Annotated in this window: 25 protein-coding genes; 15 read left to right on the top strand and 10 right to left on the bottom strand. The window is 56.3% G+C overall.

Annotation, left to right across the window (positions count from 1 at the left end; translation table 11 throughout):
* The first annotated feature begins 31 nt into the window (after positions 1-31).
* Positions 32-1,060, top strand: a complete 1,029-nt coding sequence (locus AAC599_RS00810) for an ABC transporter permease (RefSeq protein ID WP_340148504.1) — start codon at positions 32-34, stop codon at positions 1,058-1,060.
* Positions 1,057-2,241 carry an ABC transporter permease gene (locus AAC599_RS00805; RefSeq protein WP_340148503.1) on the top strand — a complete coding sequence of 395 codons (1,185 nt, stop codon included), beginning with the start codon at positions 1,057-1,059 and terminating at the stop codon, positions 2,239-2,241. Before AAC599_RS00810 ends, AAC599_RS00805 begins: the two co-directional genes overlap by 4 nt.
* 8 nt (positions 2,242-2,249) lie before the next feature.
* Here AAC599_RS00805 and AAC599_RS00800 read toward each other — a convergent pair whose 3' ends face one another.
* Together AAC599_RS00800 and AAC599_RS00795 are read right to left on the bottom strand one after the other, a co-directional pair.
* A complete protein-coding gene (locus AAC599_RS00800; RefSeq protein WP_340148502.1) occupies positions 2,250-3,608 on the bottom strand; it encodes an adenylate/guanylate cyclase domain-containing protein in 1,359 nt (452 codons plus the stop codon).
* Between the two features lie 37 nt (positions 3,609-3,645).
* Positions 3,646-4,497 (bottom strand): class I SAM-dependent methyltransferase, encoded by an 852-nt coding sequence (locus AAC599_RS00795; RefSeq protein WP_340148501.1) that lies wholly within the window; start codon positions 4,495-4,497, stop codon positions 3,646-3,648.
* 106 nt (positions 4,498-4,603) lie between these two features.
* Between AAC599_RS00795 and AAC599_RS00790 the strand changes: the two genes are divergently transcribed.
* Positions 4,604-5,359 carry an enoyl-CoA hydratase/isomerase family protein gene (locus AAC599_RS00790; protein WP_340148500.1) on the top strand — a complete coding sequence of 252 codons (756 nt, stop codon included), beginning with the start codon at positions 4,604-4,606 and terminating at the stop codon, positions 5,357-5,359.
* 9 nt (positions 5,360-5,368) lie between these two features.
* Here AAC599_RS00790 and hslU read toward each other — a convergent pair whose 3' ends face one another.
* The gene (gene hslU, locus AAC599_RS00785; protein ID WP_340148499.1) at positions 5,369-6,679 is read right to left on the bottom strand and encodes an ATP-dependent protease ATPase subunit HslU; all 1,311 of its coding nucleotides are present in this window, start codon (positions 6,677-6,679) and stop codon (positions 5,369-5,371) included.
* Positions 6,672-7,232, bottom strand: a complete 561-nt coding sequence (gene hslV / locus AAC599_RS00780) for an ATP-dependent protease subunit HslV (protein ID WP_340148498.1) — start codon at positions 7,230-7,232, stop codon at positions 6,672-6,674. Before hslV ends, hslU begins: the two co-directional genes overlap by 8 nt.
* Before the next feature lie 172 nt (positions 7,233-7,404).
* Between hslV and AAC599_RS00775 the strand changes: the two genes are divergently transcribed.
* The 8 genes from AAC599_RS00775 (at position 7,405) to AAC599_RS00740 (ending at position 11,825) form a co-directional block, all read left to right on the top strand.
* On the top strand, positions 7,405-7,671 hold the full coding sequence (locus AAC599_RS00775) for a hypothetical protein (protein WP_340148497.1): 267 nt from the start codon (positions 7,405-7,407) through the stop codon (positions 7,669-7,671).
* 109 nt (positions 7,672-7,780) lie between these two features.
* Positions 7,781-8,380, top strand: a complete 600-nt coding sequence (hisB, locus tag AAC599_RS00770) for an imidazoleglycerol-phosphate dehydratase HisB (protein ID WP_340148496.1) — start codon at positions 7,781-7,783, stop codon at positions 8,378-8,380.
* A 42-nt stretch (positions 8,381-8,422) separates the two neighbouring features.
* Complete coding sequence (hisH, locus tag AAC599_RS00765; protein WP_340148495.1) at positions 8,423-9,064, top strand: imidazole glycerol phosphate synthase subunit HisH; 642 nt, start codon at positions 8,423-8,425, stop codon at positions 9,062-9,064.
* Positions 9,065-9,616, top strand: coding sequence for a GNAT family N-acetyltransferase (locus AAC599_RS00760; protein WP_340148494.1), 552 nt, complete (start codon positions 9,065-9,067; stop codon positions 9,614-9,616).
* Positions 9,616-10,350, top strand: a complete 735-nt coding sequence (gene hisA, locus AAC599_RS00755; protein ID WP_340148493.1) for a 1-(5-phosphoribosyl)-5-[(5-phosphoribosylamino)methylideneamino]imidazole-4-carboxamide isomerase — start codon at positions 9,616-9,618, stop codon at positions 10,348-10,350. The genes AAC599_RS00760 and hisA overlap by 1 nt, the downstream gene beginning before the upstream one ends.
* Positions 10,343-11,116 (top strand): imidazole glycerol phosphate synthase subunit HisF, encoded by a 774-nt coding sequence (gene hisF, locus AAC599_RS00750; protein WP_340148492.1) that lies wholly within the window; start codon positions 10,343-10,345, stop codon positions 11,114-11,116. The genes hisA and hisF overlap by 8 nt, the downstream gene beginning before the upstream one ends.
* Positions 11,113-11,457, top strand: coding sequence for a phosphoribosyl-ATP diphosphatase (locus AAC599_RS00745; protein WP_340148491.1), 345 nt, complete (start codon positions 11,113-11,115; stop codon positions 11,455-11,457). Before hisF ends, AAC599_RS00745 begins: the two co-directional genes overlap by 4 nt.
* Complete coding sequence (locus AAC599_RS00740) at positions 11,457-11,825, top strand: histidine triad nucleotide-binding protein (protein ID WP_340148490.1); 369 nt, start codon at positions 11,457-11,459, stop codon at positions 11,823-11,825. The genes AAC599_RS00745 and AAC599_RS00740 overlap by 1 nt, the downstream gene beginning before the upstream one ends.
* A 15-nt stretch (positions 11,826-11,840) precedes the next feature.
* Here the strand turns inward: AAC599_RS00740 and AAC599_RS00735 are convergent, their stop codons facing one another.
* Positions 11,841-13,553, bottom strand: coding sequence for an adenylate/guanylate cyclase domain-containing protein (locus tag AAC599_RS00735; protein ID WP_340148489.1), 1,713 nt, complete (start codon positions 13,551-13,553; stop codon positions 11,841-11,843).
* 25 nt (positions 13,554-13,578) lie between these two features.
* Positions 13,579-14,577, bottom strand: a complete 999-nt coding sequence (locus tag AAC599_RS00730) for an adenosine kinase (protein WP_340148488.1) — start codon at positions 14,575-14,577, stop codon at positions 13,579-13,581.
* 100 nt (positions 14,578-14,677) lie between these two features.
* On the opposite strand from AAC599_RS00730, the gene AAC599_RS00725 reads away from it, so the two are divergent.
* The 3 genes from AAC599_RS00725 (at position 14,678) to AAC599_RS00715 (ending at position 17,358) form a co-directional block, all read left to right on the top strand.
* Positions 14,678-16,099, top strand: a complete 1,422-nt coding sequence (locus tag AAC599_RS00725; RefSeq protein ID WP_340148487.1) for an amidase family protein — start codon at positions 14,678-14,680, stop codon at positions 16,097-16,099.
* A gap of 78 nt (positions 16,100-16,177) precedes the next feature.
* A complete protein-coding gene (locus tag AAC599_RS00720) occupies positions 16,178-16,864 on the top strand; it encodes an EI24 domain-containing protein (protein WP_340148486.1) in 687 nt (228 codons plus the stop codon).
* Entirely contained in the window at positions 16,864-17,358 is a 495-nt protein-coding gene (locus AAC599_RS00715) for a hypothetical protein (RefSeq protein WP_340148485.1), read from the top strand. Before AAC599_RS00720 ends, AAC599_RS00715 begins: the two co-directional genes overlap by 1 nt.
* Positions 17,359-17,373: 15 nt before the next feature.
* On the opposite strand, the gene nth is transcribed toward AAC599_RS00715, so the two are convergent.
* A complete protein-coding gene (nth, locus tag AAC599_RS00710; protein WP_340148484.1) occupies positions 17,374-18,009 on the bottom strand; it encodes an endonuclease III in 636 nt (211 codons plus the stop codon).
* A gap of 27 nt (positions 18,010-18,036) precedes the next feature.
* Between nth and AAC599_RS00705 the strand changes: the two genes are divergently transcribed.
* Positions 18,037-18,600, top strand: a complete 564-nt coding sequence (locus AAC599_RS00705; protein WP_340148483.1) for a DUF2244 domain-containing protein — start codon at positions 18,037-18,039, stop codon at positions 18,598-18,600.
* Here the strand turns inward: AAC599_RS00705 and dapB are convergent.
* From dapB to dnaK, 3 genes are all read right to left on the bottom strand, one after another.
* Positions 18,564-19,376, bottom strand: coding sequence for a 4-hydroxy-tetrahydrodipicolinate reductase (gene dapB / locus AAC599_RS00700; RefSeq protein ID WP_340148482.1), 813 nt, complete (start codon positions 19,374-19,376; stop codon positions 18,564-18,566). The two genes, AAC599_RS00705 and dapB, sit on opposite strands and share 37 nt — an antisense overlap.
* 79 nt (positions 19,377-19,455) lie before the next feature.
* Positions 19,456-20,586 carry a molecular chaperone DnaJ gene (gene dnaJ / locus AAC599_RS00695; protein ID WP_340148481.1) on the bottom strand — a complete coding sequence of 377 codons (1,131 nt, stop codon included), beginning with the start codon at positions 20,584-20,586 and terminating at the stop codon, positions 19,456-19,458.
* A 103-nt stretch (positions 20,587-20,689) separates the two neighbouring features.
* Complete coding sequence (gene dnaK / locus AAC599_RS00690; protein ID WP_340148480.1) at positions 20,690-22,609, bottom strand: molecular chaperone DnaK; 1,920 nt, start codon at positions 22,607-22,609, stop codon at positions 20,690-20,692.
* Between the last annotated feature and the right edge of the window lie 277 nt (positions 22,610-22,886).

Here is a 22,886-nt window from a genome sequence, read left to right as displayed (position 1 = left end):
TGACATTCGGGACCGCGCGGGGCAGAGTTGAATGCTAACTTATTTTGTACACAGAGTACTGATCATGATTCCCACGTTGCTGGTAATCAGTATTCTGACATTCATAATCATTCAGCTGCCGCCGGGAGACTATCTTTCCAACCATCTGGAAGAGCTGAAATCGCAGGGTGAATCTGCCTCGGCAATGGCGAAAATCGCCTTTTATCGGGAGCAGTATGCCCTTGATAAATCGCCGCTGGAACAATATGCGCGCTGGATGGGGTTCTGGCCGGGACCGGATGGATTTTCAGGCCTGCTGCAGGGGAACTGGGGGCAGTCTTTCGCCTATGACCTTCCGGTGAAGGAGGTTGTGGGGGACCGGCTCGGCCTCACCTTCCTGATCAATTTCTCGACCATCCTGTTTATTTATATCGTGGCTTTTCCGATCGGGGTTTATTCCGCCACCCGTCAGTATTCCATCGGAGATTACGGGTTTACCTTGATCGGCTATCTCGGGCTGGCGACGCCCAATTTCCTGCTCGCAATGGTGCTGCTTTACTATGCCAACGTCTATTTCGGCATTTCAATCGGCGGTCTGATGGACGATCAGTATATCAATCAACCCTGGAGCTGGGACAAGGCCGTCTCTGTGTTCAATCATATGCTGGTGCCGGTGATTGTTATCGGCACCAGTGGAACGGCCGCCATGATCCGGCGGCTCAGGGCGAATTTGCTGGATGAGCTGCAAAAGCAGTATGTGACGACGGCAAGAGCGAAGGGCGTGCCGCGCCTGAAAACGCTCGTCAAATATCCGATCCGGATGTCGCTTAATCCCTTTATCGCCGATATCGGCAATCTTCTGCCCGATGTGATCTCCGGCTCGGTGATCGTCAGTATGGTGCTAAGCCTGCCGACGGTTGGCCCGCTGCTGCTTGAGGCGCTGCAGAACCAGGATCAGTATATGGCGGGCTCGCTCCTGATGTTTCTCGCGCTTCTGACGGTTGTCGGCATGTTTATCTCCGATGTGCTGCTGGCCGTGCTGGATCCGCGCATTCGGTTGACCGGGGGGGCAACGAAATGACCGACACGTCCGGACCCAACAAGGAACCGCCCCTCGAGCATTGGTATTCGCGCGAGCCTTTTGATCCCTATTCCGTCGAGAAATTCACACCGGAGCAGGAACGTTTCTACATGGCATCGCAATGGCAGATGATGTGGTGGAAGTTCCGCCGCCACAAAATTGCGGTGATCAGCGGTGTCATTCTGCTGCTGTTCTATCTCTCGATCCTCATCTCCGAGTTTCTGGCGCCCTACGACCTGCAGACGCGGCATACGAAATATATTTTCGCGCCGCCGCAATCGATCCATCTGTTCCATGAAGGGGAGTTTGTCGGGCCGTTTGTCTATGGCTATAAACAGCGCCTTAACCGGGAAACGCTCAAACGTGAGTATGAGGTGAACATCAACAAGCCCTATCCCTTGCGGTTTTTCTGCGCTGGCGACGAATATGAATTCTGGGGAATGTTCAAAGCGAACCTGCATCTGGTCTGTCCCGATGACAAGAAGCTGGCGAGTTTTTTCTGGTTGGGGACGGACAGGCTCGGTCGGGATATCCTCTCGCGCATTATCTATGGCGCGCGGATTTCGCTCTCGATCGGCCTGATCGGCATTGCCATCAGCTTCACGCTCGGCATTATTCTGGGCGGGATTTCGGGCTATTACGGCGGCTGGATCGATAACGTCATTCAGCGGACGATCGAGCTTTTGAAATCCCTGCCGCAGCTCCCCCTTTGGCTGGCGCTATCGGCGGCGCTGCCGGTGACCTGGTCGCCGATCCTTGTCTTCTTTGGGCTGACCGTCATTCTCGGGCTGCTTGATTGGCCGGGGCTTGCCCGTGCGGTGAGATCGAAGTTCCTCTCCCTTCGGGAGGAGGATTTCTGTACCGCCGCGCAGCTGATGGGCGCCAAGCCGAAGCGGATTATCGGACGGCACCTGCTGCCTTCCTTCGCCAGCCATCTGATCGCCAGCGCCAGCCTCGCGATTCCCAGTATGATTCTGGGGGAGACGGCGCTTTCTTTCCTTGGCCTCGGCTTGCGACCGCCGATCACGTCATGGGGCGTGCTGCTGAACGAGACGACCAATATCAATGCGGTGGCGACGACGCCCTGGCTGATCTATCCGGTCCTTCCCGTGATTATTGTCGTTCTGGCGTTTAACTTCCTGGGTGATGGCCTGCGCGATGCCGCGGATCCCTATAAGTAAGTTGAGGATCAGGCACGGAAGATAGCGAGGTCGACGGTTCCCGAGACGCCGTCAACATGACGGCCTTCGCGAAGTTCCAGCCGGGTTTGCGGCGCGTAACCCTGTTCCCTGGCAAGTTCCAGCATCTCGCGGGTGGTGACACTCGTCGCCTTTTCGTCCTTTGCATGCTTGTCGAGTTTGGCGGCGAGATTGACCGGCTCTCCGATCACCGTATACTCCAGCCGACTGCTGTCGCCGACCGCGCCGAAGACGATGGGCCCGGCGGCGGATACAAAACGGACCGTCATCGGGTCTTTCCCCTCTGCTGTGCGCTCTTCTGACCATGCCGCCGCCTCTTTATCGAGGTCTTCCATGGCGCGCAGGCAGTCGGCGGCATAATGCTCTGTCGTCACCGCCGCACCGAAGGTGGCGAGAATGCCGTCGCCCAGAAACTTGTCGATGGTGCCGCCATGTTTCTGGATCACCGGCACCATGCGGGACTGATATTCGGCGAGGAGCGAGATGACCTCATTCGCGGGCTTTTCCATGGAAAGCTTTGTGAAGCCCTGCAGGTCGCAATGGAGGATTGCCGCCTGTCGCCCCTCGCCAGTACCGGGTTCGATCCAGCTTTCCGAATGGGTTATCTGCGCCGCAATTTCCGGCGAGAAGAAACGGGAGAGGTCTTCCGCGGCGGTTGCCTGGGCGACGGAGTTGATCAGAAGCCGCCGCGCCCGGACAATGACCAGTGCGAGGATAAGGGTAACGACCACAATGCTGATCACCTTGTCGAATTCCGCGCCGAGCAGGATTTTGTGAGACATGGTGAATTCCACATAATTCCGGGTAATCTGCGCCATGCCGTCCTCCAGATGGACCGCATAGCCAAGCAGGATCAGCCAGCCGATCGCCGCGGACGCCCCCGCCAGCAGGACATAGGTCGCCTCGAACCGGAGCGCGCGAAGGGCAATAAAAATAAAGACATAAAGCAGTGTCGGCGCCTTCAGATAGAAGGACGGCGGTTGCTGATACTGAATATGAAAGCTCCAGATGAGGAACATGAGAAGCGCCATGTCGGCCACCACCGAAAGGGCGATAAACCAGGCCGGGACCTTTCCCCAGTAGGCGAGCGAAAGCCGGACAAGCGTGAAGAGCCCATAAACCAGCAAGGCATAGGGAACCGGCGCGAACATGGCGTCGGCGGAGAAGGTTTTCGGCGACAGTGCGTAGAGGGTTGAAAAGGTAATGACGATGAAGACCTGTACCCAGGCGATCAGGATTTCCGACTGGATTTGCTGCCGCGCGATGGCCGCCTGGACCCGGGCGGGCAGCTTGCCGTCTATCTTGTCACCAAGGATGGTTCTCTTTATTCCCGTCCACATCCCGATCATATGCCCCTAATTTCCGCCGAAATAAAAGCACAAAACTTCATTTTCCCGTAAAACCGCGCTTTTGAAGCCAGAGGCTGGTTTCAAACGCCCCTTCAGGCAGTGGCAATTTGGCGATGACAGACTGCGCCAGGGCGTCTTTCAGGCGGGTGGAAACATAGCTGGATGAGAAAACAATCCCGTAGCCACCCCCTAAAAATAATGGCGCCGCCGCCTGCTGTTCATTATAGCCCCGCCAGTCCCACGATACGGGATAGTCGTCGGGCAGAAATATATCGTGGATATGCACATAGACGCCCGCGGGGAGGGATGGCAGGATTTCAAGGAACAATCGGTCGACATCGCTTCCCGGCATGGCGATATGGCTGCTGTCTATAAAGAGGAAATCTCCGGCGGCAAGCGCTTCAAACGGCCCCTTCCCCGCATTATGCAGGGTTTTATGGATAACCTCGATCGGGAGGGTCTCGATTGCGGCCCGCGGGGCCGGATCAATCGCGGTGAAGGCCGTTTCAAGCTGTCCATCCTTTATCGCGCGGGCCATGAAGCGGGTGGAATGCCCGGAACCAACCTCGACGATCCGCGCAGGCTTTTTCTCGCGCACCATGGCATAGGCGATGGCGGCATCCAGCCGTGGAAACCAGTCCTGTTCCCAGCGAGGCTCGGGCGGCGGTTCTTTGCCAAAAGCCGCGAATTCCGCTTCATAGGACGCGAGACCCTTGAGGAGGTCACCGAATTCCCCTTCTAAGGCGCGCATATGGGCTTCAATGGCCGGGTATGAGCCGCGTTTCGTCGCGTCAGGCAGGCTGGCCGCATAACGATAGGGGATAAAAAACCCCTCCTTTCGGAGCCCCAGAAGGGTTTTCAGTCCCATATGAAGTCGGCGGAAGTTCATGAAAATATGATCCAAAAAACAAGAGCGGGTTTATTTAACATGGCGTGTCTGGCGCTATCCGTTTATGGTCGGGTCAATTCAGAAAAGCAAAAAAGGAATATCGATTATGGGCGCATCTTTTCATATCACTGTTGAAAATACCACTCTTAGCGTGCGCCTAGATAACCCGGCCCAGCATAACAAGCTGTCGCCCGCGACAATGAAAGCCCTGCGCGAAGGATTGACAGAGAAAGCAGAAGACAAGTCCCTCCGGGTCATGGTCCTGACGGGGACCGGCAAGAGCTTCTGCGCAGGCGCAGATCTTGGTGAGCTTGGGCGCTATAATTTCGATGAAAACCCGCTGGAGCAGCTCACGGATGTCGTCGAGCGGCTTCCCTTTCCGACGATCTGTGCGCTGAATGGCGGGGTTTATGGCGGCGGGGCGGACCTCGCGCTTTCCTGCGATTTCCGGATCGGGATTACGACGATGAGTTCCTTTATTCCACCGGCCCGGATCGGTATTCACTATCCGCCTGTGGGGCTTGCGCGGGCTGTTGCCCGTCTCGGGCTCGGCCCGGCGAAGCGGTTTTTCCTCGCCTGCGAGAGAATGTCGGCGGAGGAACTGAAATCGATCGGGTTCCTGGATTATCTGGTGGAGCCGGAAGAGCTGGCAGCGCGAACCGAAGCACTGGTTCAGGATATTGGCGCCCTGGCGCCCCTCAGCCTTCGTGGCATGAAAGAAACCCTCAATGACATTGCCCGCGGGGAGTTGGATATCGCCAAGGCGCGCCGGTTCCAACGTGCCTGCCTGCAATCGGGAGATTTCACCGAGGGCAAACAGGCTCTGGCGGAAAAGCGTCCCGCGAATTTCAAAGGGGCGTAGGCGCTTGCGTTAAAGGATGAACTTGGAAAGATCCGCGTTTGTCGCCAGCTCGCCAAGGTGCTCCTTCACATAGTCCGCGTCGATATTGATCACGGAGCCACCCTTGTCGGAGGCCTGAAAGCTGATATCCTCAAGTACGCGTTCCAGCACCGTATGTAGCCGCCGCGCTCCGATATTCTCCACCGTGGCATTCACATCGGCGGAGATGGAGGCAATGGTCTCGATGGCATCGTCGCTGAAATTGAGTTGCACGTCTTCCGTGTTCAATAGCGCAATATACTGCTTGATCAGGCTGGCTTCCGGCTCGGTCAGGATGCGCTTGAAATCATCCTTGGTAAGTGCTTTGAGCTCAACCCGGATCGGCAATCGGCCCTGAAGCTCCGGCAGCAGGTCGGAGGGTTTTGCAATATGGAAGGCACCGGAGGCGATGAACAGGATATGGTCGGTCCGCACGGTGCCGTATTTTGTGCTGACCATTGTCCCTTCAATCAGCGGCAGCAGATCGCGCTGCACGCCTTCCCGGCTCACATCCGCGCCCTGGCGATCGCTCCGCGCGCAGATCTTGTCGATCTCATCAAGAAAGACAATGCCATTGTTTTCCACCAGCTTGATGGCCTCGCGAACCACGGCGTCTTCATCGAGGAGCTTGTCGCTTTCCTCGTTGATCAGCACTTTATAGCTGTCCTTGACCTTCATTTTGCGGGGCTTTGTGCGGGTGCCGCCAAGCTTGCCGAGCATGTCATTGAGATTGAGCATACCCATCTGCGCCCCGGGCATGCCCGGAATATCAAAGGTCGGCATGCCCGCATTGCCGGTATCGATAAGCTCCAGCTCGACTTCTTTCTCGTCAAGCTCGCCCTCGCGCAGCATCTTGCGGAATTTCTGCCGTGTATCGGGAGAGGCCTTCGCTCCGACCAAAGCGTCCAGAACCCGCTCTTCTGCGGCCAATTCGGCCTTGGCGATCACCTGCTGGCGCTGGTCTTCGCGGACCATTGAGAGCGCGATTTCCATCAGGTCACGGACAATCTGCTCCACATCGCGGCCGACATAGCCAACTTCCGTGAATTTTGTCGCCTCTACTTTCAGAAACGGTGCATGAGCGAGTTTTGCCAGCCTGCGGGAAATTTCCGTCTTGCCGATACCGGTCGGGCCGATCATCAGGATATTCTTGGGCAGAACTTCTTCGCGCAGCTCTTCAGAAAGCTGCTGGCGACGCCAGCGGTTCCGGAGCGCAATGGCAACAGATTTCTTGGCGTCTGCCTGACCGATAATGTGACGGTCTAGCTCATAGACAATTTCACGAGGTGATAAATTAGTCATTCTTACCGATACTTTCGATGGTAACGCTTTCGTTGGTGTAGACGCAAATCTGCGCGGCAATGGCCATTGCCTTCCGGGCGATATCCTCGGCCTCCATATCATCGCGGTCGATGAGCGCGCGGGCAGCGGACAGGGCATAGTTCCCGCCGGAGCCGATTGCGATAATGCCGTCTTCCGGCTCCAGCACGTCGCCGGTACCCGTGAGGATAAGGGAAACTTCCTCATTGGCGACGGCCATCATCGCCTCCAGCCGGCGAAGATATTTGTCCGTGCGCCAGTCTTTTGCTAGTTCCACACAGGCGCGGGTGAGATTGCCCGGATGCTTTTCAAGCTTTCCTTCCAGCCGTTCAAACAGGGTAAAGGCGTCTGCGGTTGCGCCGGCAAAACCGACAATCACGTCATTGTCTGTGCCGATACGGCGGACCTTGCGGGCATTGGACTTGATAACCGTCTGGCCGAGGGACACCTGACCGTCACCCGCAACGACGACGACACCGTTTTTGCGCACGGACAGGATGGTTGTACCGTGCCAGCTTTCGATTTTTTCGGACATTTTGGCTCTTTGTTGTTGGACTTGCCCTGACGATGTAACCATTTTGGCGCACGGGTCAAGGTGCAATGGGCCTTATCCCTGATGATCCTTGTATTTTTGCGGCTCTATCCGTTCACAATTTATCAAGCGACCCGTCATTAGCGCAAAGAGATTGTCAAGACAGGAGCGATAAATGTCGGATGCGGGTGAAACTCAGACAACAGGTGATGAAAAGGCCTCAAATCTTCGGGCCATATTCGAGATATTGAGCTATATCCATGTGGACGCACAGCGGGACAACTATACCGAATTGGCGGACCGCATTGATTTTGCGCTTAACCTGGCCGAAAGGATGATCAAAAGCAACGATAGCCCTGCTGCCTCAAAACCGGGACAGCCTGAGGAACAGACGGCGCCAGCCCCGGTCGTCCCCGGCCCGGCGGCAGATGGAGCCCAGTGACAGCATATTTTGTTGCCCTCCATGCTCTAAGGCTTGGTTTTCTGCGTTGTTCCTGCTATATCCTCGCCTGGATCAAAAGCGGTAAAGTGCCAGGCCGGAAGGATATTTCATGCGTGTAGGAGCGGTTAAACGGAAGACGAAAGAGACCGATATCGAGGTTGAGATCAATCTCGACGGTTCCGGCACATATGATGTCGAGACAGGTATCGGTTTTCTGGATCACATGATGGAGCAGCTGTCCCGTCATAGCCTGATGGACCTGAAAGTGCGTGCCAAGGGCGATCTGCATATCGATTTTCACCACACCACCGAAGACACCGGCATTGCCATAGGCGAGGCCTTTGCCAAGGCGCTTGGCGATCTCAAGGGTATCCGGCGATATGCGTCTGCCCATATCCCGATGGATGAAACCTTGACCCGGGTCGCGCTGGATATTTCCAATCGTCCCTATCTCATCTGGAAAGTGGAATTCAGCCGTGACAAGCTCGGTGAGATGGACACCGAGCTGTTCAAGGAGTGGTTTCAGGCCTTCGCCCAGGCGGCAGGCATCACGCTTCATGTAGAAAATATCTATGGAACGAACAACCATCATATCGTGGAAAGCTGCTTCAAGGCTCTGGCGCGGTCATTGCGGGACGCAATCGAAATTGACCCACGCCGTGCCGATGCGGTGCCATCCACCAAGGGAGTGCTGGGTGGAAGTCTGTAAGTTCGGCGTGCCTTTTCCGCAGGCGGAGTAATTATTGCAATTATGGAAACTGTTATCATTGATTATGGCTCGGGCAACCTTCGGTCGGCCGCGAAAGCATTTGAGCGGTGCTGCCGGGAAGCCGGACTTGCGATGTCGATCAATGTCACCAATCGCCCTGATGAGGTCGCTACGGCGGATCATGTTGTCCTTCCTGGTGTTGGGGCGTTTCGGGCCTGCAAGAACGGATTGATGGCCGTTGATGGCATGGTGGATGCGCTGACGGAAGCGGTTATTGAAAAAGGCCGCCCCTTTCTCGGCATATGCGTTGGCATGCAGCTGATGGCGAGCCGAGGCCTGGAGCATGGCACGGCTGAAGGGCTTGGCTGGATTGCCGGTGATGTTGTAAAACTGACGCCGGATGATCCGGAACTGAAAATCCCGCATATGGGATGGAATGATCTGGACGTGAAGCAACCCCACCCGCTTTTTGACGGCATTACGACGGGGCAGCATGCCTATTTCGTCCATAGCTATCAATTGGCGGCGGCGGACCCGGCGCATGTTCTGGCGACAGTTGACTATGGCGGTCCCATAACCGCGGTTATCGGCCGCGACAATATGGTCGGTACTCAGTTTCACCCGGAGAAAAGTCAGGTGACAGGCCTCCGGCTGATTGAAAATTTTTTGAAATGGAAGCCCTGAATGGCGGACAATGGCAGACATATTCAGCAACCGGTGATTGAGGCGGTTACCGAGTTTGATGCGGCGGACCTCGAAGATCTCTGCGAGGCTGCGGAAGAGGCAATTCTTGATGGCAACGGCTTTGGTTGGTTGTCACCTCCGCCCCGATCCGTGCAGGAGAACTTCTGGAAAGGCGTTCTGATGGTGCCGGTGCGGGAGCTTTACTGCGCCCGTTTCGAAGGACGGATTGTCGGCTCAGGACAGCTTGTAAAGCCGTTTTCGAACAATGAGGCCGGTGGTCATATCGCGCAGGTCGCCACCTTTTTTATTGCCCCCTATGCCCGCGGGTACGGGCTGGCGATCGGCCTGCTGGCAGTGCTTGAGAACAGCGCAAAGGAGCAGGGCTTCAAAATCCTTGAAGTCGACGTGCGCGAAACTCAGCTTGCGGCCATCTCCCTGCTTGAGACCAGCGGCTATGAAAAATGGGCGGTAAAAAAGAATTACGCCTGGAATGGCGAGCGGTATGTGGATGGCTACTATTATAAAAAAGAACTTGCGGAGCTCGGGAAGTGATGAATCTCTATCCTGCGATTGATTTGAAGGACGGGAACTGTGTTCGCCTGCTGCGCGGCGAGATGGATGCGGCGACGGTCTTCAACAACGATCCCGCCGATCAGGCGCGCAGCTTCAGGAACGCCGGGTTTAACCGCCTGCATCTTGTTGACCTCAACGGCGCGTTTGCCGGGAAGCCGGTCAATGCGGCCGCAGTCGAGGGCATTCTTGGCGCGACGGATGTGCCGGTTCAGCTTGGCGGCGGTATCCGCGATCTCGCGACCATTGACATGTGGCTGGAAAAAGGCCTGAGCCGCGTCATCCTCGGGACCATTGCACTTCGTGATCCATCGCTGGTAAAGGAAGCCTGCAGGATGTTCCCGGGCCATATTGCAGTCGGCATCGATGCCCGCGATGGGATGGTCGCCGTGGAAGGCTGGGCGGAAACGAGCGAAACCTCCGCCCTTGATCTTGCCCGCAAGTTCGAAGATGCCGGTGTCGAAGCGATTATCTATACGGATATTGACCGGGACGGCGCGCTTCAGGGTGTCAATGTCGAGGCTACGCGCGATCTTGCGGCCGCCATCAGCATTCCTGTCATCGCCTCGGGCGGGGTTGCCTCCATCCTGGATATCGAGAAGCTGCTGGCCGTGCAATCGAGCGGGATCGAAGGCGTCATTATTGGCCGGGCCCTCTATGACGGACGTATTGATCCGGCTGAGGCGATTGACCTTGTTCGGAGGGAAAATGCTTAAAGCCCGTATTATTCCCTGTCTCGATGTGAAGGACGGCCGCGTCGTCAAGGGCGTCAATTTCGTCGATCTGATCGATGCTGGCGATCCCGTAGAGCAGGCGCGCATTTATGATGAGCAGGGCGCGGACGAGCTGTGCTTTCTCGATATCACGGCAACATCGGACAACCGCGAGACAATATATGATGTGGTGCGCCGCACGGCGGAGCAATGCTTTATGCCGCTGACTGTCGGCGGCGGCGTGCGGCAGGTTGAGGATGTGCGAAAACTGCTGCTTGCGGGTGCGGACAAGGTTTCGATCAATAGCGCGGCGGTCAAGCGACCGGAATTCGTTCGTGAGGCAGCGGAGCAGTTTGGCAGCCAATGTATCGTGGTTGCCATAGATGCCAAGCAGACGGGGCCAGATAACTTCGAGATTTTTACCCATGGTGGCCGTGAACCAACGGGCATTGATGCCGTCGAATGGGCGAAACGGATGACGGAATATGGCGCCGGGGAAATCCTGCTGACCTCCATGGACCGGGACGGAACGCGGTCCGGCTTCAACATCCCCCTTACGCGGTCCATCGCGGATGCCATTCCTGTGCCGGTGATCGCCTCGGGCGGCGTTGGTACGCTTGATCATCTGGCGGAGGGAATCCGCGACGGGCACGCCACGGCGGTCCTTGCGGCGTCCATTTTCCATTTCGGGGAATTCACGATCAAAGAGGCAAAAGAGGCAATGTTTGAAGCCGGTATAGCGGTTCGCCGGGAAACGGAGGCAGCATGACGGATGCAAAACTGAACGGGCTGGACAAACTCTATGCGACGGTTGCGGCCCGCAAGGGCGCGGACCCGAAAAGTTCCTACACGGCGTCCCTTTACAGCAAGGGCAGCGCGAAAATAGCCCAGAAAGTCGGGGAGGAAGCCGTTGAGCTTGCCATTGCCGCCGCCCTTGAGGATCGTGAGGAAGTTATTTCAGAGAGCGCCGACCTTCTGTATCATCTGTCGGTGCTTTGGGCGAATGCGGGTATTGACCCTGCCGATGTTTATGACAGGTTATCGAAGCGCGAAGGACAGTCGGGCCTGGAAGAGAAAGCAGCCCGCAATGCGAACGGAGAGGTAGAATAATGTCGTATGATAATGACAATGTATTTGCGAAGATACTGAGAGGCGAGCTTCCCAACACGACCGTTTATGAGGATGAAAGCGTGCTCGCGTTCAATGACATCTCCCCGCGGACACCTGTTCATGTGCTGGTCATTCCGAAGCGCCCCTATATCGACATGGATGATTTTGCAGCGAACGGATCGACGGAAGAGATTGGCAATTTCTTTGCCAAGGTGGGTGAGATTGCGCGCCTCGTCGGCTTGCAGGAGGATGGCTATCGGCTGGTTGCCAATAACGGCAAGAACTCCGGTCAGCTCGTACCGCATTTCCATATCCATATCATGGGCGGACGCCCCCTCTCCGAAGACGGCATGACCGCCGCCATGTAACCGGAAGAAGGCCGGTCAGGTTTCCAGTTGGGTCAGGGTTCTGGCATCCTCGACGATATAGATGCCAAGGGGCTCAACCCGGCCTCTGATCTCGATGCTCTCCTGTCGGAGGGTGGTAAAATCTCCGTCGGCGCGCTCCGCCACCCTTTGTGAGAAGATAAGCTGGCTTGAATAGTCTTTTGTCATCGCTTCCAGCCGGCTTGCGGTATTGACCGGATCGCCGATTGCGGTGACGGAGGTGGCGCTGCCATATCCCATCTGGCCGACGATCACCTGCCCGAGATGAATGCCGATGCCGATCTTGAGCGGACTTGGCAAGTCCGAGGCAAGATTTCTGTTCATGATTTCAAGCTCTTCCGCCATCGCCCGGGCCGCATTCAGCGCCTTGCGGCTGGCGTCCTTGCTATCCTCCTCCAGACCGAAGAGCGCCATGACGCCATCCCCGATGAACTTGTCCAGATGTCCGCCGTTGGCCTCGATCGCCTCGCCCATATGCCGGAAATACTGGTTGATCACGAACACGACGTCATAGGGCAGCTTTTGCTCGGAGAATTTGGTGAAGGCCCGCAGGTCGGCAAACAGAATGGCGACCTCCCGTTCCTGTCCCTGTAGATATCCGGGCTGATTAAAGGCCTGCCGCACGGTTGCCGTCGCCGGAAGAAGCGGGATAACCGAAACATCCCCCGTTGGAATGCTCTGACAGGCGAGGCGGGTGCCGACCGGCGCCCCGACCCGCCGGAGGACAGCAACTTCTTTATCGCTTGGCGGGTTCAGGCGGTCCGATCCTTCGACAATGCGCACCCGGCAGGTGGAACAACGCCCCCGGCCGCCACAAACGGCGGCATGCGGAATATTGCCATGCTGGCTTGCCTCCAGGATCGTCAGACCGGGCGTGGCCAGCACGGTTTTCTCATCCGGATAGGAAATGACATTCACATGGCGACGACGGTAGACGATTGTCCAGTAAATCCGGCTGAGAATGAGCAGGCCGAGAGCTGCGTACATCACTATATAGCCTGCATCCCGCGTCGCGTAGGCCCAACTCACCAGATCAGGCGGCAGGTTAAGGCGGGCGAAAAACGCATCCCGCCAGTCGGCATTGGCAAACAAGACCTCGACCTCATTGGCGCCGTTTATAAAACCGCTGAGCGAGACAACCGGCAGGACCAGGGCGAGGCTGTAAAGAAGCGGAAATGCCTTTTCATACCAGGGTTTCAGCCGGAGCCAGAAATGCAGCCCCAAGCAGCCGTGAATCCAGGCAATGACCAGCGCCAGGCTTTGCAGCAATGCCTGGATCGGAGTCGCGACCCAAAGGCTGAACAGCACATATGCATAGCTGTCCTCAATGCCGTATATTTCATGCGCAACCCGGGTGCCGATAATATGCAGGACAATAAACGGCGGGATGGCGAGGCCCAATATAATCTGAAGAATGTCCCGCCCGGCGAGACGCCGATAAGCACGGTGGCGCAGCAGCTTGTGGAACACCAGCAGGATATGAAGGATGATCGCGCCGAGAAGCAGGGTTGTGCCCGGCATACTCCGCCAGATGGCGAGGAAAATGTCGCGACCCGCCTCCATCGCATTGAGCGAGATCAGGCCAAGGGCGTGATTGATAAGATGCCCGGCCAGAAACACCATCAGCACGACGCCGCTCGCCAGCCGTATCCGGTCCGACCGGAGCGAAGACCGGAGCCAATGCTGTTTCTGTTCTATGCCTTTTGCCAAATGTATTCAGGCTCCTGATTACATGTCATGCGACAGCGAGTTTTTGCGCCAAGAGTTCCTTCAGATTTACCGCAGGCCGGGCCCCGTAATGGCTGATGACTTCCGCGGCGGCCATGGCGCCAATACGCCCGCTTGTCGCGAGGTCATGGCCATTGGTAAAACCGTAGAGGAATCCCGCGGCATACAGGTCGCCGGCGCCGGTCGTATCAACCAGTTCAACATTCGTATCAGCCGGTATCGGGTGCGTTTCCGATTGGGTGACAATGATCGACCCCTTTTCACTGCGGGTCAGGCAGGCAATTTCGACCTGACCGCGAATGGCATCAAGGGCGGCATCGAAATCATCGGTTTCAAAGAGCGATTTAATCTCGTCCTCGTTGGCGAACAGGATATCCACTCCGCCGGAGATAAACTCTCTGAACTCCGCGCGGTACCGGTCGACACAAAAGCTGTCGGACAGCGTCAGGGAGACACGCTGTCCCGCGTCATGGGAAATTTCGGCGGCCTTGCGAAAGGCCTGTTTGCCGTTTTCCGGATCCCACAGATATCCTTCCATATAGGTGACTTTGGATGTCGCGATCATTTCCGGATCGATATCGTCCGGCCCAAGCTCTATGCAGGCGCCAAGATAAGTGTTCATGGTCCGGTGGGCATCTGGTGTGACCAGAATAAGGCACCGCGCCGTCGCCGCGCCGTTTGTAGATTTTTCGGTCTCGAACGTTACGCCGCTGGCCCGAATGTCATGGCTGAAAATACCGCCAAGCTGATCGTCGCGGACCTTGCCGATATAGGCGCTTTTTCCACCGAGCGAGGCGACGCCTGCAGCCGTGTTCCCGGCCGAGCCTCCTGACATCTCGATCCCTGCCGCCATCTTTGCATATAGATCCTCGGCGCGCTCCATATCGATCAGCGTCATGGCGCTTTTCGTCAGGTTTTCCGCTTTCAGAAAGGCGTCATCCGCCTTGCTGATGACATCGACAATGGCATTGCCGATACAGGTTGTGTCAAACATCCGCTCTGTCATAATATTCCTACTCGTAACTTTGGCTTGCGCGAGTATAGTCGCTGCGGCCAGCGGGGCAAGAACGCTTTCATAAGGCGCAGGTTATTTTGGGGAGACATAAATGACCGATTTGATAAGAATGACGGCAACGGAAGTTGTCGGGTTGCTGAAGTCCGGCGAAGTGACACCAAGTGAGCTTCTCGATGCCTCGGAAAAGCGGATTGCGGAGACAAATGAGGCGGTGAATGCGATCCCGACGCTGTGTTTTGATCGCGCCCGCGCCCATGCGGCCCGGCTGGAGAAAGAAAAGCCCGCCGACCGCCCCGAAATGCATCTTCACGGTCTTCCCATTGCCATCAAGGATCTGACGCCGGTCAAGGGCGTCCGTTTCACCTCGGGCTCGCCGATTTTCGCGGACCGGATCGCCGAGTTTTCGGACGTCATGGTTGAACGGCTGGAAGAGCGGGGCGGGATTGTCGTCGGCAAATCGAACACGCCGGAGTTCGGTGCCGGGGGGCAGACCTTTAATGAAGTCCTCGGGACGACGACGAACCCATGGAACACCGACCTCACACCGGCGGGGTCTTCCGGCGGTGCCGCCTCTGCCCTCGCGGCCGGTCAGGTCTGGCTCGCGCAAGGGAGCGATCTTGGCGGCAGCCTGCGCACCCCGGCCAGCTTCACCGGCATTGTCGGTCTTCGCCCGTCTCCGAAACGGGTCGCGCACGGGCCGCTTGGCTTGCCTTTCTCGACCTATCCGGTGGAAGGACCCATGGCCCGGAATGTGCCGGACACGGCCCTGTTCCTCGATATGATGTCGGGCGCGCATATTCTCGATCCCAGCAGCCTACCGGCGCCGGAAACGAGCTATGTGGATAGCCTGAAAAACATCCCGAAATTCGGCCGCGTCGCCTATAGCCCGGATCTCGGCCACTGCCCGGTTGATCCCGAGGTGGCCGACATCTGTGCCAAGGCGGCGGAGGATTTTGCGCGTTACTGCGCGGGCGTCGATGAAACCTGTCCGGACCTGCATGATGCGGAAGATATTTTCCAGACGCTGAGAGCCCAGCTTTTCATCGCCAACCATGCTCCGCTGCTGGCCCGGCATCGTGACAAGCTCAAGCCCGAGGTGATCTGGAATATCGAGAAAGGTGCAAAGCTGACGGCCGATGACATTGGCGCCGCACAGCGCGCGCAAGGTGCGCTTTATCAGCGGATTGTCGCCTTCTTCTCCGAGTATGACTTCTTGCTGGCTCCGGCGGCGATTGTCCCGGCTTATCCCCATAAGTTCCGGTACGTTGAGGAGGTGAACGGCGTCAGTTTCGATAACTATATGTCCTGGCTGGCGCTACCGGCCATGCTGACGGTGACAAATTGCCCGGTTATTTCAGTACCATGCGGCTTTACAAAAAGCGGGCTGCCTGTGGGCTTACAGATTATGGGGCCGAACGCCCGCGAAGATCGCGTGTTGCAGGCCGCCTATGCGTTTGAACGTGATCATGATTTTGCCTCAAAGGTGCCCATCGATCCGATAACACCGGCATAACCCTGTAAACTTCTTGCACCGGCGCGCGGAAAGACCTACATGAAACGGGTATTTGATCGAATAAACTGAGGGCGTATCTTGTTTTCTGCAATCAGCAAGGCCGTCGGGCAGCTTGGCGACCCGGCATTTCGTTCGGTTCTGATAAAAGCTCTCGCGTTGACTGCTGGCATCTTCATTCTGGTCGGTTTTGGCGCGGCGGAGGCATTTTCCCTCGTGCCCGAGTTTGAATATGGCTGGGTGAATACGGTTATCAGCTTCCTCGCGGGTCTCGGTTTTCTTCTCGGCGGATTTTTCCTGTTCCCTTTGGTGATCAGTGCCCTTATCGGGCTGTTTCTGGACGATATTTCCGACGCTGTGGAAAAAGAGCATTATCCCGATGACAAGCCGGGCCATGATGTCCCGCTCCTCTCCAGTATATGGGATGCGGTCAAGTTTCTGGCGCTTGTCATTGCCTGTAACATCATCGTGCTGCCGCTCTATTTCATTCCGGTGATCAATCTGTTCGTCTATTATCTGCTGAACGGCTATCTGATCTCGCGGGAATATTTCCAGATGGTGGCGATACGCCATCATGATATGGACGAAGTTACCCGTCTTCGTAAAACCAACGCCTCTGAGCTGTATCTTATGGGTGTCGTGATTGCCTTCGCCCTGACAATCCCGATCCTCAACCTTGTTGCCCCGATTATTGCAACGGCGGCGATGGTTCATCTCTACAAGAAGCGGGTTGGCAGCACCGCGAAAGGCAGGAGCCCGACAACATAATGCTGAAGTCCGTCGCTGTTTTTGCCGGTTTGTTGGTCACTTTGGCGAGTTGTGCAAAGGGCCCGGAAATCACCACCCTTCCAAAAGACGCGCAAAAACCGGCGCCGGTGACTGCGACATCCGGATCGGTTCCGGCTTCGGTGCCCTCTCCAAAAATACCGACACCGCCCGCTGTAGCCGCAAAGCCTCCGGTCGCGCTGGAGCCAACGGTTGTGGTTGGCAGGACGGATACCGAGATCAAAACCGCGTTCGGTGATCCCAATCTCCGACGGCAGGACAGCCCGGCGGAAGTCTGGCAATATCTGACGCCCGCCTGTGCGCTGCATCTTTTCTTCTATCCGGGCGCTTCCGGGGACGCGCTGGTTGTCCGCCATATTGCCATTAATGGCCGGAGCAGTGATAATTTCTCCGACCTTGACCGAAAGCAATGCTTTAACGATTATCTGCAGTCGGTCAAAGCCGAAAATGCCTTTGCCGCGTCGGGTAAGTCGTAGCTGGTATCTTGGCCCCTAGATAAGCGTTTTCTCCTTGAAAGCGCAGAGGTCGGCGACGATACAACGGTAGCATTCCGGCTTGCGGGCCTTGCAGATATAGCGCCCATGCAGGATCAGCCAGTGATGGGCGTGGCGCAGAAACTCCTTCGGGATCCTCTTCTCGAGCTTTTTCTCCACTTCCAGCGGCGTTTTGCCGGGCGCCAGGCCGGTCCGGTTGCCGACACGGAACAGATGGGTATCCACAGCGATTGTCGGTTGTCCGAAGGCAATATTCAGAACCACATTGGCGGTTTTCCGGCCCACCCCTGCAAGTTTTTCCAGCTCCTCACGGGTTTGCGGCACTTCGCCGTCATGGTCGCGTATCAGGGCTTCGCAAAGCTTGATGACGTTTTTCGCCTTGGTTTTATAAAGCCCGATCGTCTTGATATAGTCGCGCAGTTCCTCTTCTCCGAGATCGAGGATTTTCTCCGGCGTGTCGGCAATCGCGAACAGCGGTCCTGTCGCCTTGTTAACGCCGACATCCGTCGCCTGTGCAGAGAGGACAACAGCAACCAGAAGGGTGAAGGGGTTGACATAGTTCAACTCTCCTTCCGGTTCCGGGTTGTTTTCTTCAAGACGGCGAAAAAATTCGCTAATATCGGCTTTTTTCATCCTATCTTATAGCCATAGCCGGGGTTTTTGTGCAACGGTCATATTGAGTTATCACTATCGAAAGGGTGGAGATTGCCGGGAGAAAAAGACGCAGAGCAGTATAACAGAGGATCGTTTCAGCTCACGTTGCATCCGAACCAGAGTTTATCAAGGAGCGGCTTTGTTATTATGATGAGCCTGATTGCCGCCGTTAGCTTCTTGTCTGGAATCTTTTTCTGGAGCCTTGGCGCTTGGCCCGTGTTCGGCTTTTTCGGTCTGGATGTACTGCTGATATATATCGCCTTCCGGATGAATTTCCGGGCCGCGCGGCGTTATGAGACAATCCGTATCGCGGAGGATTATCTGACCATCACACGGACGGCACCGGATGGCCGCTCGGCCGTTGATGAGTTCGAAGCCTATTGGGCCCGGGCCATGATCACCGGCGGGCAGCTCTTGATCACAAATCGCGGACGTGCCTATGAGGTTGGAAATTTCCTCGGCGAGGATGAAAAGCTGGAAGTGCGGGAAATGATTGCTGCGGCACTCGATACCTACCGCGAGGGCGGCGTTCTTCACTCCCCGAGGCCGAGCACATCCATCATATCATAATTTCCGGCAGGTTTGTCTTTTGCCCAGAGCGCAGCCCGGACGGCCCCGCGGGCAAAGATTGAGCGGTCTCCCGCCTTGTGGGTCAGCTCAATCCGCTCGTTCTCGGCCGCAAAAATAACCGTATGATCGCCGACGACATTGCCACCGCGCAGGACGGCATAGCCGATGTCGCCGCGCTTTCGGGCGCCAGTAATGCCGTCGCGACCGCGATCGGCGACGCTGTCATGATCGACATCGCGACCGGCTGCCGCAGATTTGCCGAGCAACAGGGCGGTGCCTGAGGGGGCATCCACCTTGTGGTGATGATGCATTTCCAGGATTTCGATATCGAATTCGTCATCAAGGATGGCGGCAACCTTGCGGGTGAGCTGGGCCAGAAGATTGACACCTAGGCTCATGTTCGCGCCCTGGACGATGACGGCCTTGTCCCCGCAGGCAGTGATGTCGGCCTGCTGCTCATTGGTGAGGCCTGTTGTCCCTATCACGAGTATTTTGCCAGCCTTGGCGGCGAGCTTTGCATGAGCAACGGAGGCGGCGGGTGCTGTGAAGTCGATAACCGCATCAGCCTCGTCAAACAGTTTTGTCGTATCGTCGCCAATCAGAATGCCGGATGGTTCAAGCCCGGCCAAGGCATTTATGTCTTTGCCAATATTATCGGAGCCTTCCGGTTCAGTCCCGCCGTAAATCATGCATCCGGCCGTTTCGCTGACCTGCTTTACCAGCATCCGGCCCATCCGGCCGGCAGCACCGACAATTCCAATTTTCAAAGCGCTCATGGGATAACATCCTATCTATTCCGCCATGGGATGTAGCATAGTCAGAGGAATGTTGCGAGATGGTAATAGGACCGGGCGTTCAGTCTTTCAGATCGGCAAGAAAATCCTTCACGCGTGCGAAGAAGCCTTCTGATTCCGGACTGTGGGCTCCTTTGCCCTCCGCCTCGAACTCTTTCAGCAGTTCTTTTTGCCGCTTGCTGAGATTGACAGGCGTCTCGACGATCGTGTGAATATACATATCGCCATGGCTGTGGGAGTTCATGACCGGCATTCCCTTGCCGCGCAGGCGGAATTTTCTGCCCGACTGGGTTCCGGCGGTGATGTTGACCTTTGCCCGGGCTCCGTCGAGGGTGGGCACTTCGATATCTCCACCAAGCGCCGCGGTCGTCAGCGGGATCGGGACACGGCAATGGATGTTCTGGCCGTCGCGCTGAAATATCCGATGGCTCTGAACGGTCAGGAAAATATAGAGATCTCCCGGAGCGCCGCCCCGCATGCCGGCTTCCCCTTCACCGGAAAGACGGATACGGTTTCCATCATCGACACCGGCGGGAATATTGACGGACAGGGTTTTTTCCTGACCGACACGGCCTTCGCCGCGGCAAACCTTACAGGGATTCTTGATGACGCGGCCTTGCCCCTGACATGTCGGGCAGGTGCGCTCGATGGTGAAAAAGCCTTGCTGTGCGCGAATCTTTCCCATTCCCTGACAGCTGTCGCAGGTGGCCGGGTCTGATCCGGCTTCCGCGCCGCTCCCGTCGCAGCTCTCGCAAGGGATGGTCGTTGGTATCTTGAGTTCCATTTTTTTGCCGTGGTAGGCATCTTCAAGAGATATTTCGAGATTATAGCGAAGGTCGCTGCCGCGCGGTGCGCGTGCGCGGCCACCTTGCTGCCCGCCCATAAAATCCCCGAAAAGGTCTTCGAAAATATCGCTGAATCCGCCGCCCATGCCACCGAAGCCGCGGGCGCCGGGGCCGCCACCGTTTTCAAAGGCAGCATGGCCATACTGGTCATAGGCGCTGCGCTTTTGCGGATCCTTCAGTATCTCATAGGCTTCGTTGACTTGTTTGAAGGCGGCTTCCGCATCCGCATCACCGGGATTACGATCCGGGTGATACTGCATTGCTTTCTTGCGGTAGGCAGACTTGAGGGCCGCGGCATCAATGTCACGCTCCACCTCAAGAATTTCGTAGTAATCAATCTTGGCCATTTAGTTCTATCACTCAACGAATGCCGCCCCGACCGGGGTTTCCCCAGGATCGGAGCGGTATGTTAGAAGATAGGATTCTAGCGGGTTTCCCCTAACAAAACCCTTATTTATCTTTCTTGTCGTCGTCAACTTCCTCGAAATCGGCGTCAACGACATCCTCATCCGAGGAGCGGCTCTCCTGCTGGCCTGAGCCCTCTTCCGATCCACCCTCGGCCTCGCCTTGCGATTGAGCGTATAATGCTTCACCGAGTTTCATGGAGGCGGCCTGAAGAGCTTCCATTTTTGCCTTGATCGCGTCTACATCGTCGCCATCCTTGGCTTCCTTCAGCTCCGTAAGGGCGCTTTCGATCGGAGCTTTTACGTCGTCACCAACTTTATCGCCCGCTTCTTCAAGCGTTTTCTCGGTTGCGTGGACGAGGCTATCGGCCTGGTTGACAACTTCAACCTTCTCCTTACGGGCCTTGTCTTCGGCGGCATGCTCTTCCGCGTCCTTGACCATCTTGTCGATATCAGCCTCGCTGAGGCCGCTGGAGGCCTGAATCTGGATTTTCTGTTCCCGGCCTGTGCCCTTGTCTTTTGCGGAGACATTCACAATGCCGTTTGCGTCGATATCGAACGTAACTTCAATCTGCGGGACACCGCGCGGCGCGCCCGGGATTTCGGTCAGGTCAAAGTTACCGAGCAGCTTGTTGTCTGCGGCCATTTCGCGTTCACCCTGGAACACCCGGATGGTCACGGCCTGCTGATTGTCTTCGGCGGTTGAGAAGGTCTGGCTCTTCTTCGTCGGGATCGTCGTGTTACGGTCGATCAAACGGGTAAAGACACCGCCCAGAGTTTCAATACCGAGCGACAACGGGGTCACGTCGAGCAGCAGAACGTCTTTCACGTCACCTTGCAGCACACCGGCCTGAATGGCGGCGCCGATAGCGACAACCTCGTCCGGGTTCACACCTTTATGAGGCTCACGCCCAAAGAAGGTTTTAACCGCGTCGATAACCTTGGGCATCCGGCTCATACCACCGACGAGAATGACTTCGTCAATTTCACCCTTTTGCAGACCTGCATCCTTCAGAGCCTTCTCACAGGGTGCGAGAGTGCGCTTGATCAGGTCTTCCACCAGATGCTCGAATTGTGATCTTGTCAGCTTCAACTGCATGTGCTTCGGCCCGGAGGCGTCTGCGGTAATAAAGGGCAGGTTGATTTCCGTGGACTGGGAAGAAGAAAGCTCGATCTTCGCTTTTTCCGCAGCTTCTTTCAGGCGTTGCAGCGCCATCTTGTCAGTGCGCAGGTCAATGCCCTGTTCCTTCTTGAACTCATCGGCGAGGTAATCGACCAGCTTCAGGTCGAAGTCTTCACCACCGAGGAAGGTATCGCCGTTTGTTGAGCGCACTTCAAAGACGCCATCGCCAATCTCAAGGATGGAGACGTCGAAAGTACCACCACCCAGGTCATAAACGGCAACGGTCTGGTTCGCCTTGTCCATGCCGTAGGCAAGGGCGGCCGCCGTCGGCTCGTTGATGATACGCAGGACTTCAAGCCCCGCGATTTTACCGGCGTCCTTCGTTGCCTGACGCTGGGCGTCGTTAAAGTAGGCGGGGACCGTGATCACGGCCTGGGTGACGGTTTCGCCGAGGTAGCTCTCTGCGGTTTCCTTCATTTTCTGAAGGATGAAAGCCGAGATTTGGCTCGGAGAATATTTTTCGCCACGTGATTCAACCCAGGCATCCCCATTGTCCGCTTTGACGATCTCGTAAGGAACCATTTCCCGGTCTTTTTGGGTGGTTTTATCGTCGAACCGACGTCCGATGAGACGCTTGATTGCAAAAAAGGTGTTCTGCGGATTGGTCACGCCCTGACGTTTCGCTGACTGGCCGACAAGCTTTTCGCCGTCTTCCGTAAAGGCAACCATCGACGGCGTCGTCCGCGCACCTTCCGAGTTTTCAATAACCTTTGCGTTTTTGCCGTCCATTACGGCGATGCAGGAGTTGGTCGTTCCTAAGTCAATTCCAATTACTTTAGCCATCATATCCTCTTTAATATTGGCAGATCATTGCAGCCACGTCATGCACCACAGTGATCCCCAGGATTTAAAACTGTGTCGTTTGTTGCCGTTTATATATGTTCGAAATAAATTCAGTGCAAGGGTTGGAATGGTTGCTCTTTGTCATAAAGCTATATTCGTTCAAGGCATAACTGTGTGTTGTTGATATAACAGCCATGAATTTTACCTACTTTACCTTAAAGAGCCCCTCTGATACGACAATAAGCAATAAACATAATAATTGAATACAGGAAAACCG

It is taken from the genome of uncultured Sneathiella sp., from assembly GCF_963976355.1.
Lineage (GTDB): Bacteria > Pseudomonadota > Alphaproteobacteria > Sneathiellales > Sneathiellaceae > Sneathiella.
The sequence above is the reverse complement of the archived record's forward strand: the minus strand, read 5'-3'. Positions and strand labels throughout refer to the sequence as shown.

Coding starts and splice junctions, on each gene's coding strand:
- AAC599_RS00810 (WP_340148504.1), top strand. CDS start 32: ATGCTAACTTATTTTGTACACAGAGTACTGATCATGATTCCCACGTTG.
- AAC599_RS00805 (WP_340148503.1), top strand. CDS start 1,057: ATGACCGACACGTCCGGACCCAACAAGGAACCGCCCCTCGAGCATTGG.
- AAC599_RS00800 (WP_340148502.1), bottom strand. CDS start 3,608: ATGATCGGGATGTGGACGGGAATAAAGAGAACCATCCTTGGTGACAAG.
- AAC599_RS00795 (WP_340148501.1), bottom strand. CDS start 4,497: ATGAACTTCCGCCGACTTCATATGGGACTGAAAACCCTTCTGGGGCTC.
- AAC599_RS00790 (WP_340148500.1), top strand. CDS start 4,604: ATGGGCGCATCTTTTCATATCACTGTTGAAAATACCACTCTTAGCGTG.
- hslU (WP_340148499.1), bottom strand. CDS start 6,679: ATGACTAATTTATCACCTCGTGAAATTGTCTATGAGCTAGACCGTCAC.
- hslV (WP_340148498.1), bottom strand. CDS start 7,232: ATGTCCGAAAAAATCGAAAGCTGGCACGGTACAACCATCCTGTCCGTG.
- AAC599_RS00775 (WP_340148497.1), top strand. CDS start 7,405: ATGTCGGATGCGGGTGAAACTCAGACAACAGGTGATGAAAAGGCCTCA.
- hisB (WP_340148496.1), top strand. CDS start 7,781: ATGCGTGTAGGAGCGGTTAAACGGAAGACGAAAGAGACCGATATCGAG.
- hisH (WP_340148495.1), top strand. CDS start 8,423: ATGGAAACTGTTATCATTGATTATGGCTCGGGCAACCTTCGGTCGGCC.
- AAC599_RS00760 (WP_340148494.1), top strand. CDS start 9,065: ATGGCGGACAATGGCAGACATATTCAGCAACCGGTGATTGAGGCGGTT.
- hisA (WP_340148493.1), top strand. CDS start 9,616: ATGAATCTCTATCCTGCGATTGATTTGAAGGACGGGAACTGTGTTCGC.
- hisF (WP_340148492.1), top strand. CDS start 10,343: ATGCTTAAAGCCCGTATTATTCCCTGTCTCGATGTGAAGGACGGCCGC.
- AAC599_RS00745 (WP_340148491.1), top strand. CDS start 11,113: ATGACGGATGCAAAACTGAACGGGCTGGACAAACTCTATGCGACGGTT.
- AAC599_RS00740 (WP_340148490.1), top strand. CDS start 11,457: ATGTCGTATGATAATGACAATGTATTTGCGAAGATACTGAGAGGCGAG.
- AAC599_RS00730 (WP_340148488.1), bottom strand. CDS start 14,577: ATGACAGAGCGGATGTTTGACACAACCTGTATCGGCAATGCCATTGTC.
- AAC599_RS00725 (WP_340148487.1), top strand. CDS start 14,678: ATGACCGATTTGATAAGAATGACGGCAACGGAAGTTGTCGGGTTGCTG.
- AAC599_RS00715 (WP_340148485.1), top strand. CDS start 16,864: ATGCTGAAGTCCGTCGCTGTTTTTGCCGGTTTGTTGGTCACTTTGGCG.
- nth (WP_340148484.1), bottom strand. CDS start 18,009: ATGAAAAAAGCCGATATTAGCGAATTTTTTCGCCGTCTTGAAGAAAAC.
- dapB (WP_340148482.1), bottom strand. CDS start 19,376: ATGAGCGCTTTGAAAATTGGAATTGTCGGTGCTGCCGGCCGGATGGGC.
- dnaJ (WP_340148481.1), bottom strand. CDS start 20,586: ATGGCCAAGATTGATTACTACGAAATTCTTGAGGTGGAGCGTGACATT.
- dnaK (WP_340148480.1), bottom strand. CDS start 22,609: ATGGCTAAAGTAATTGGAATTGACTTAGGAACGACCAACTCCTGCATC.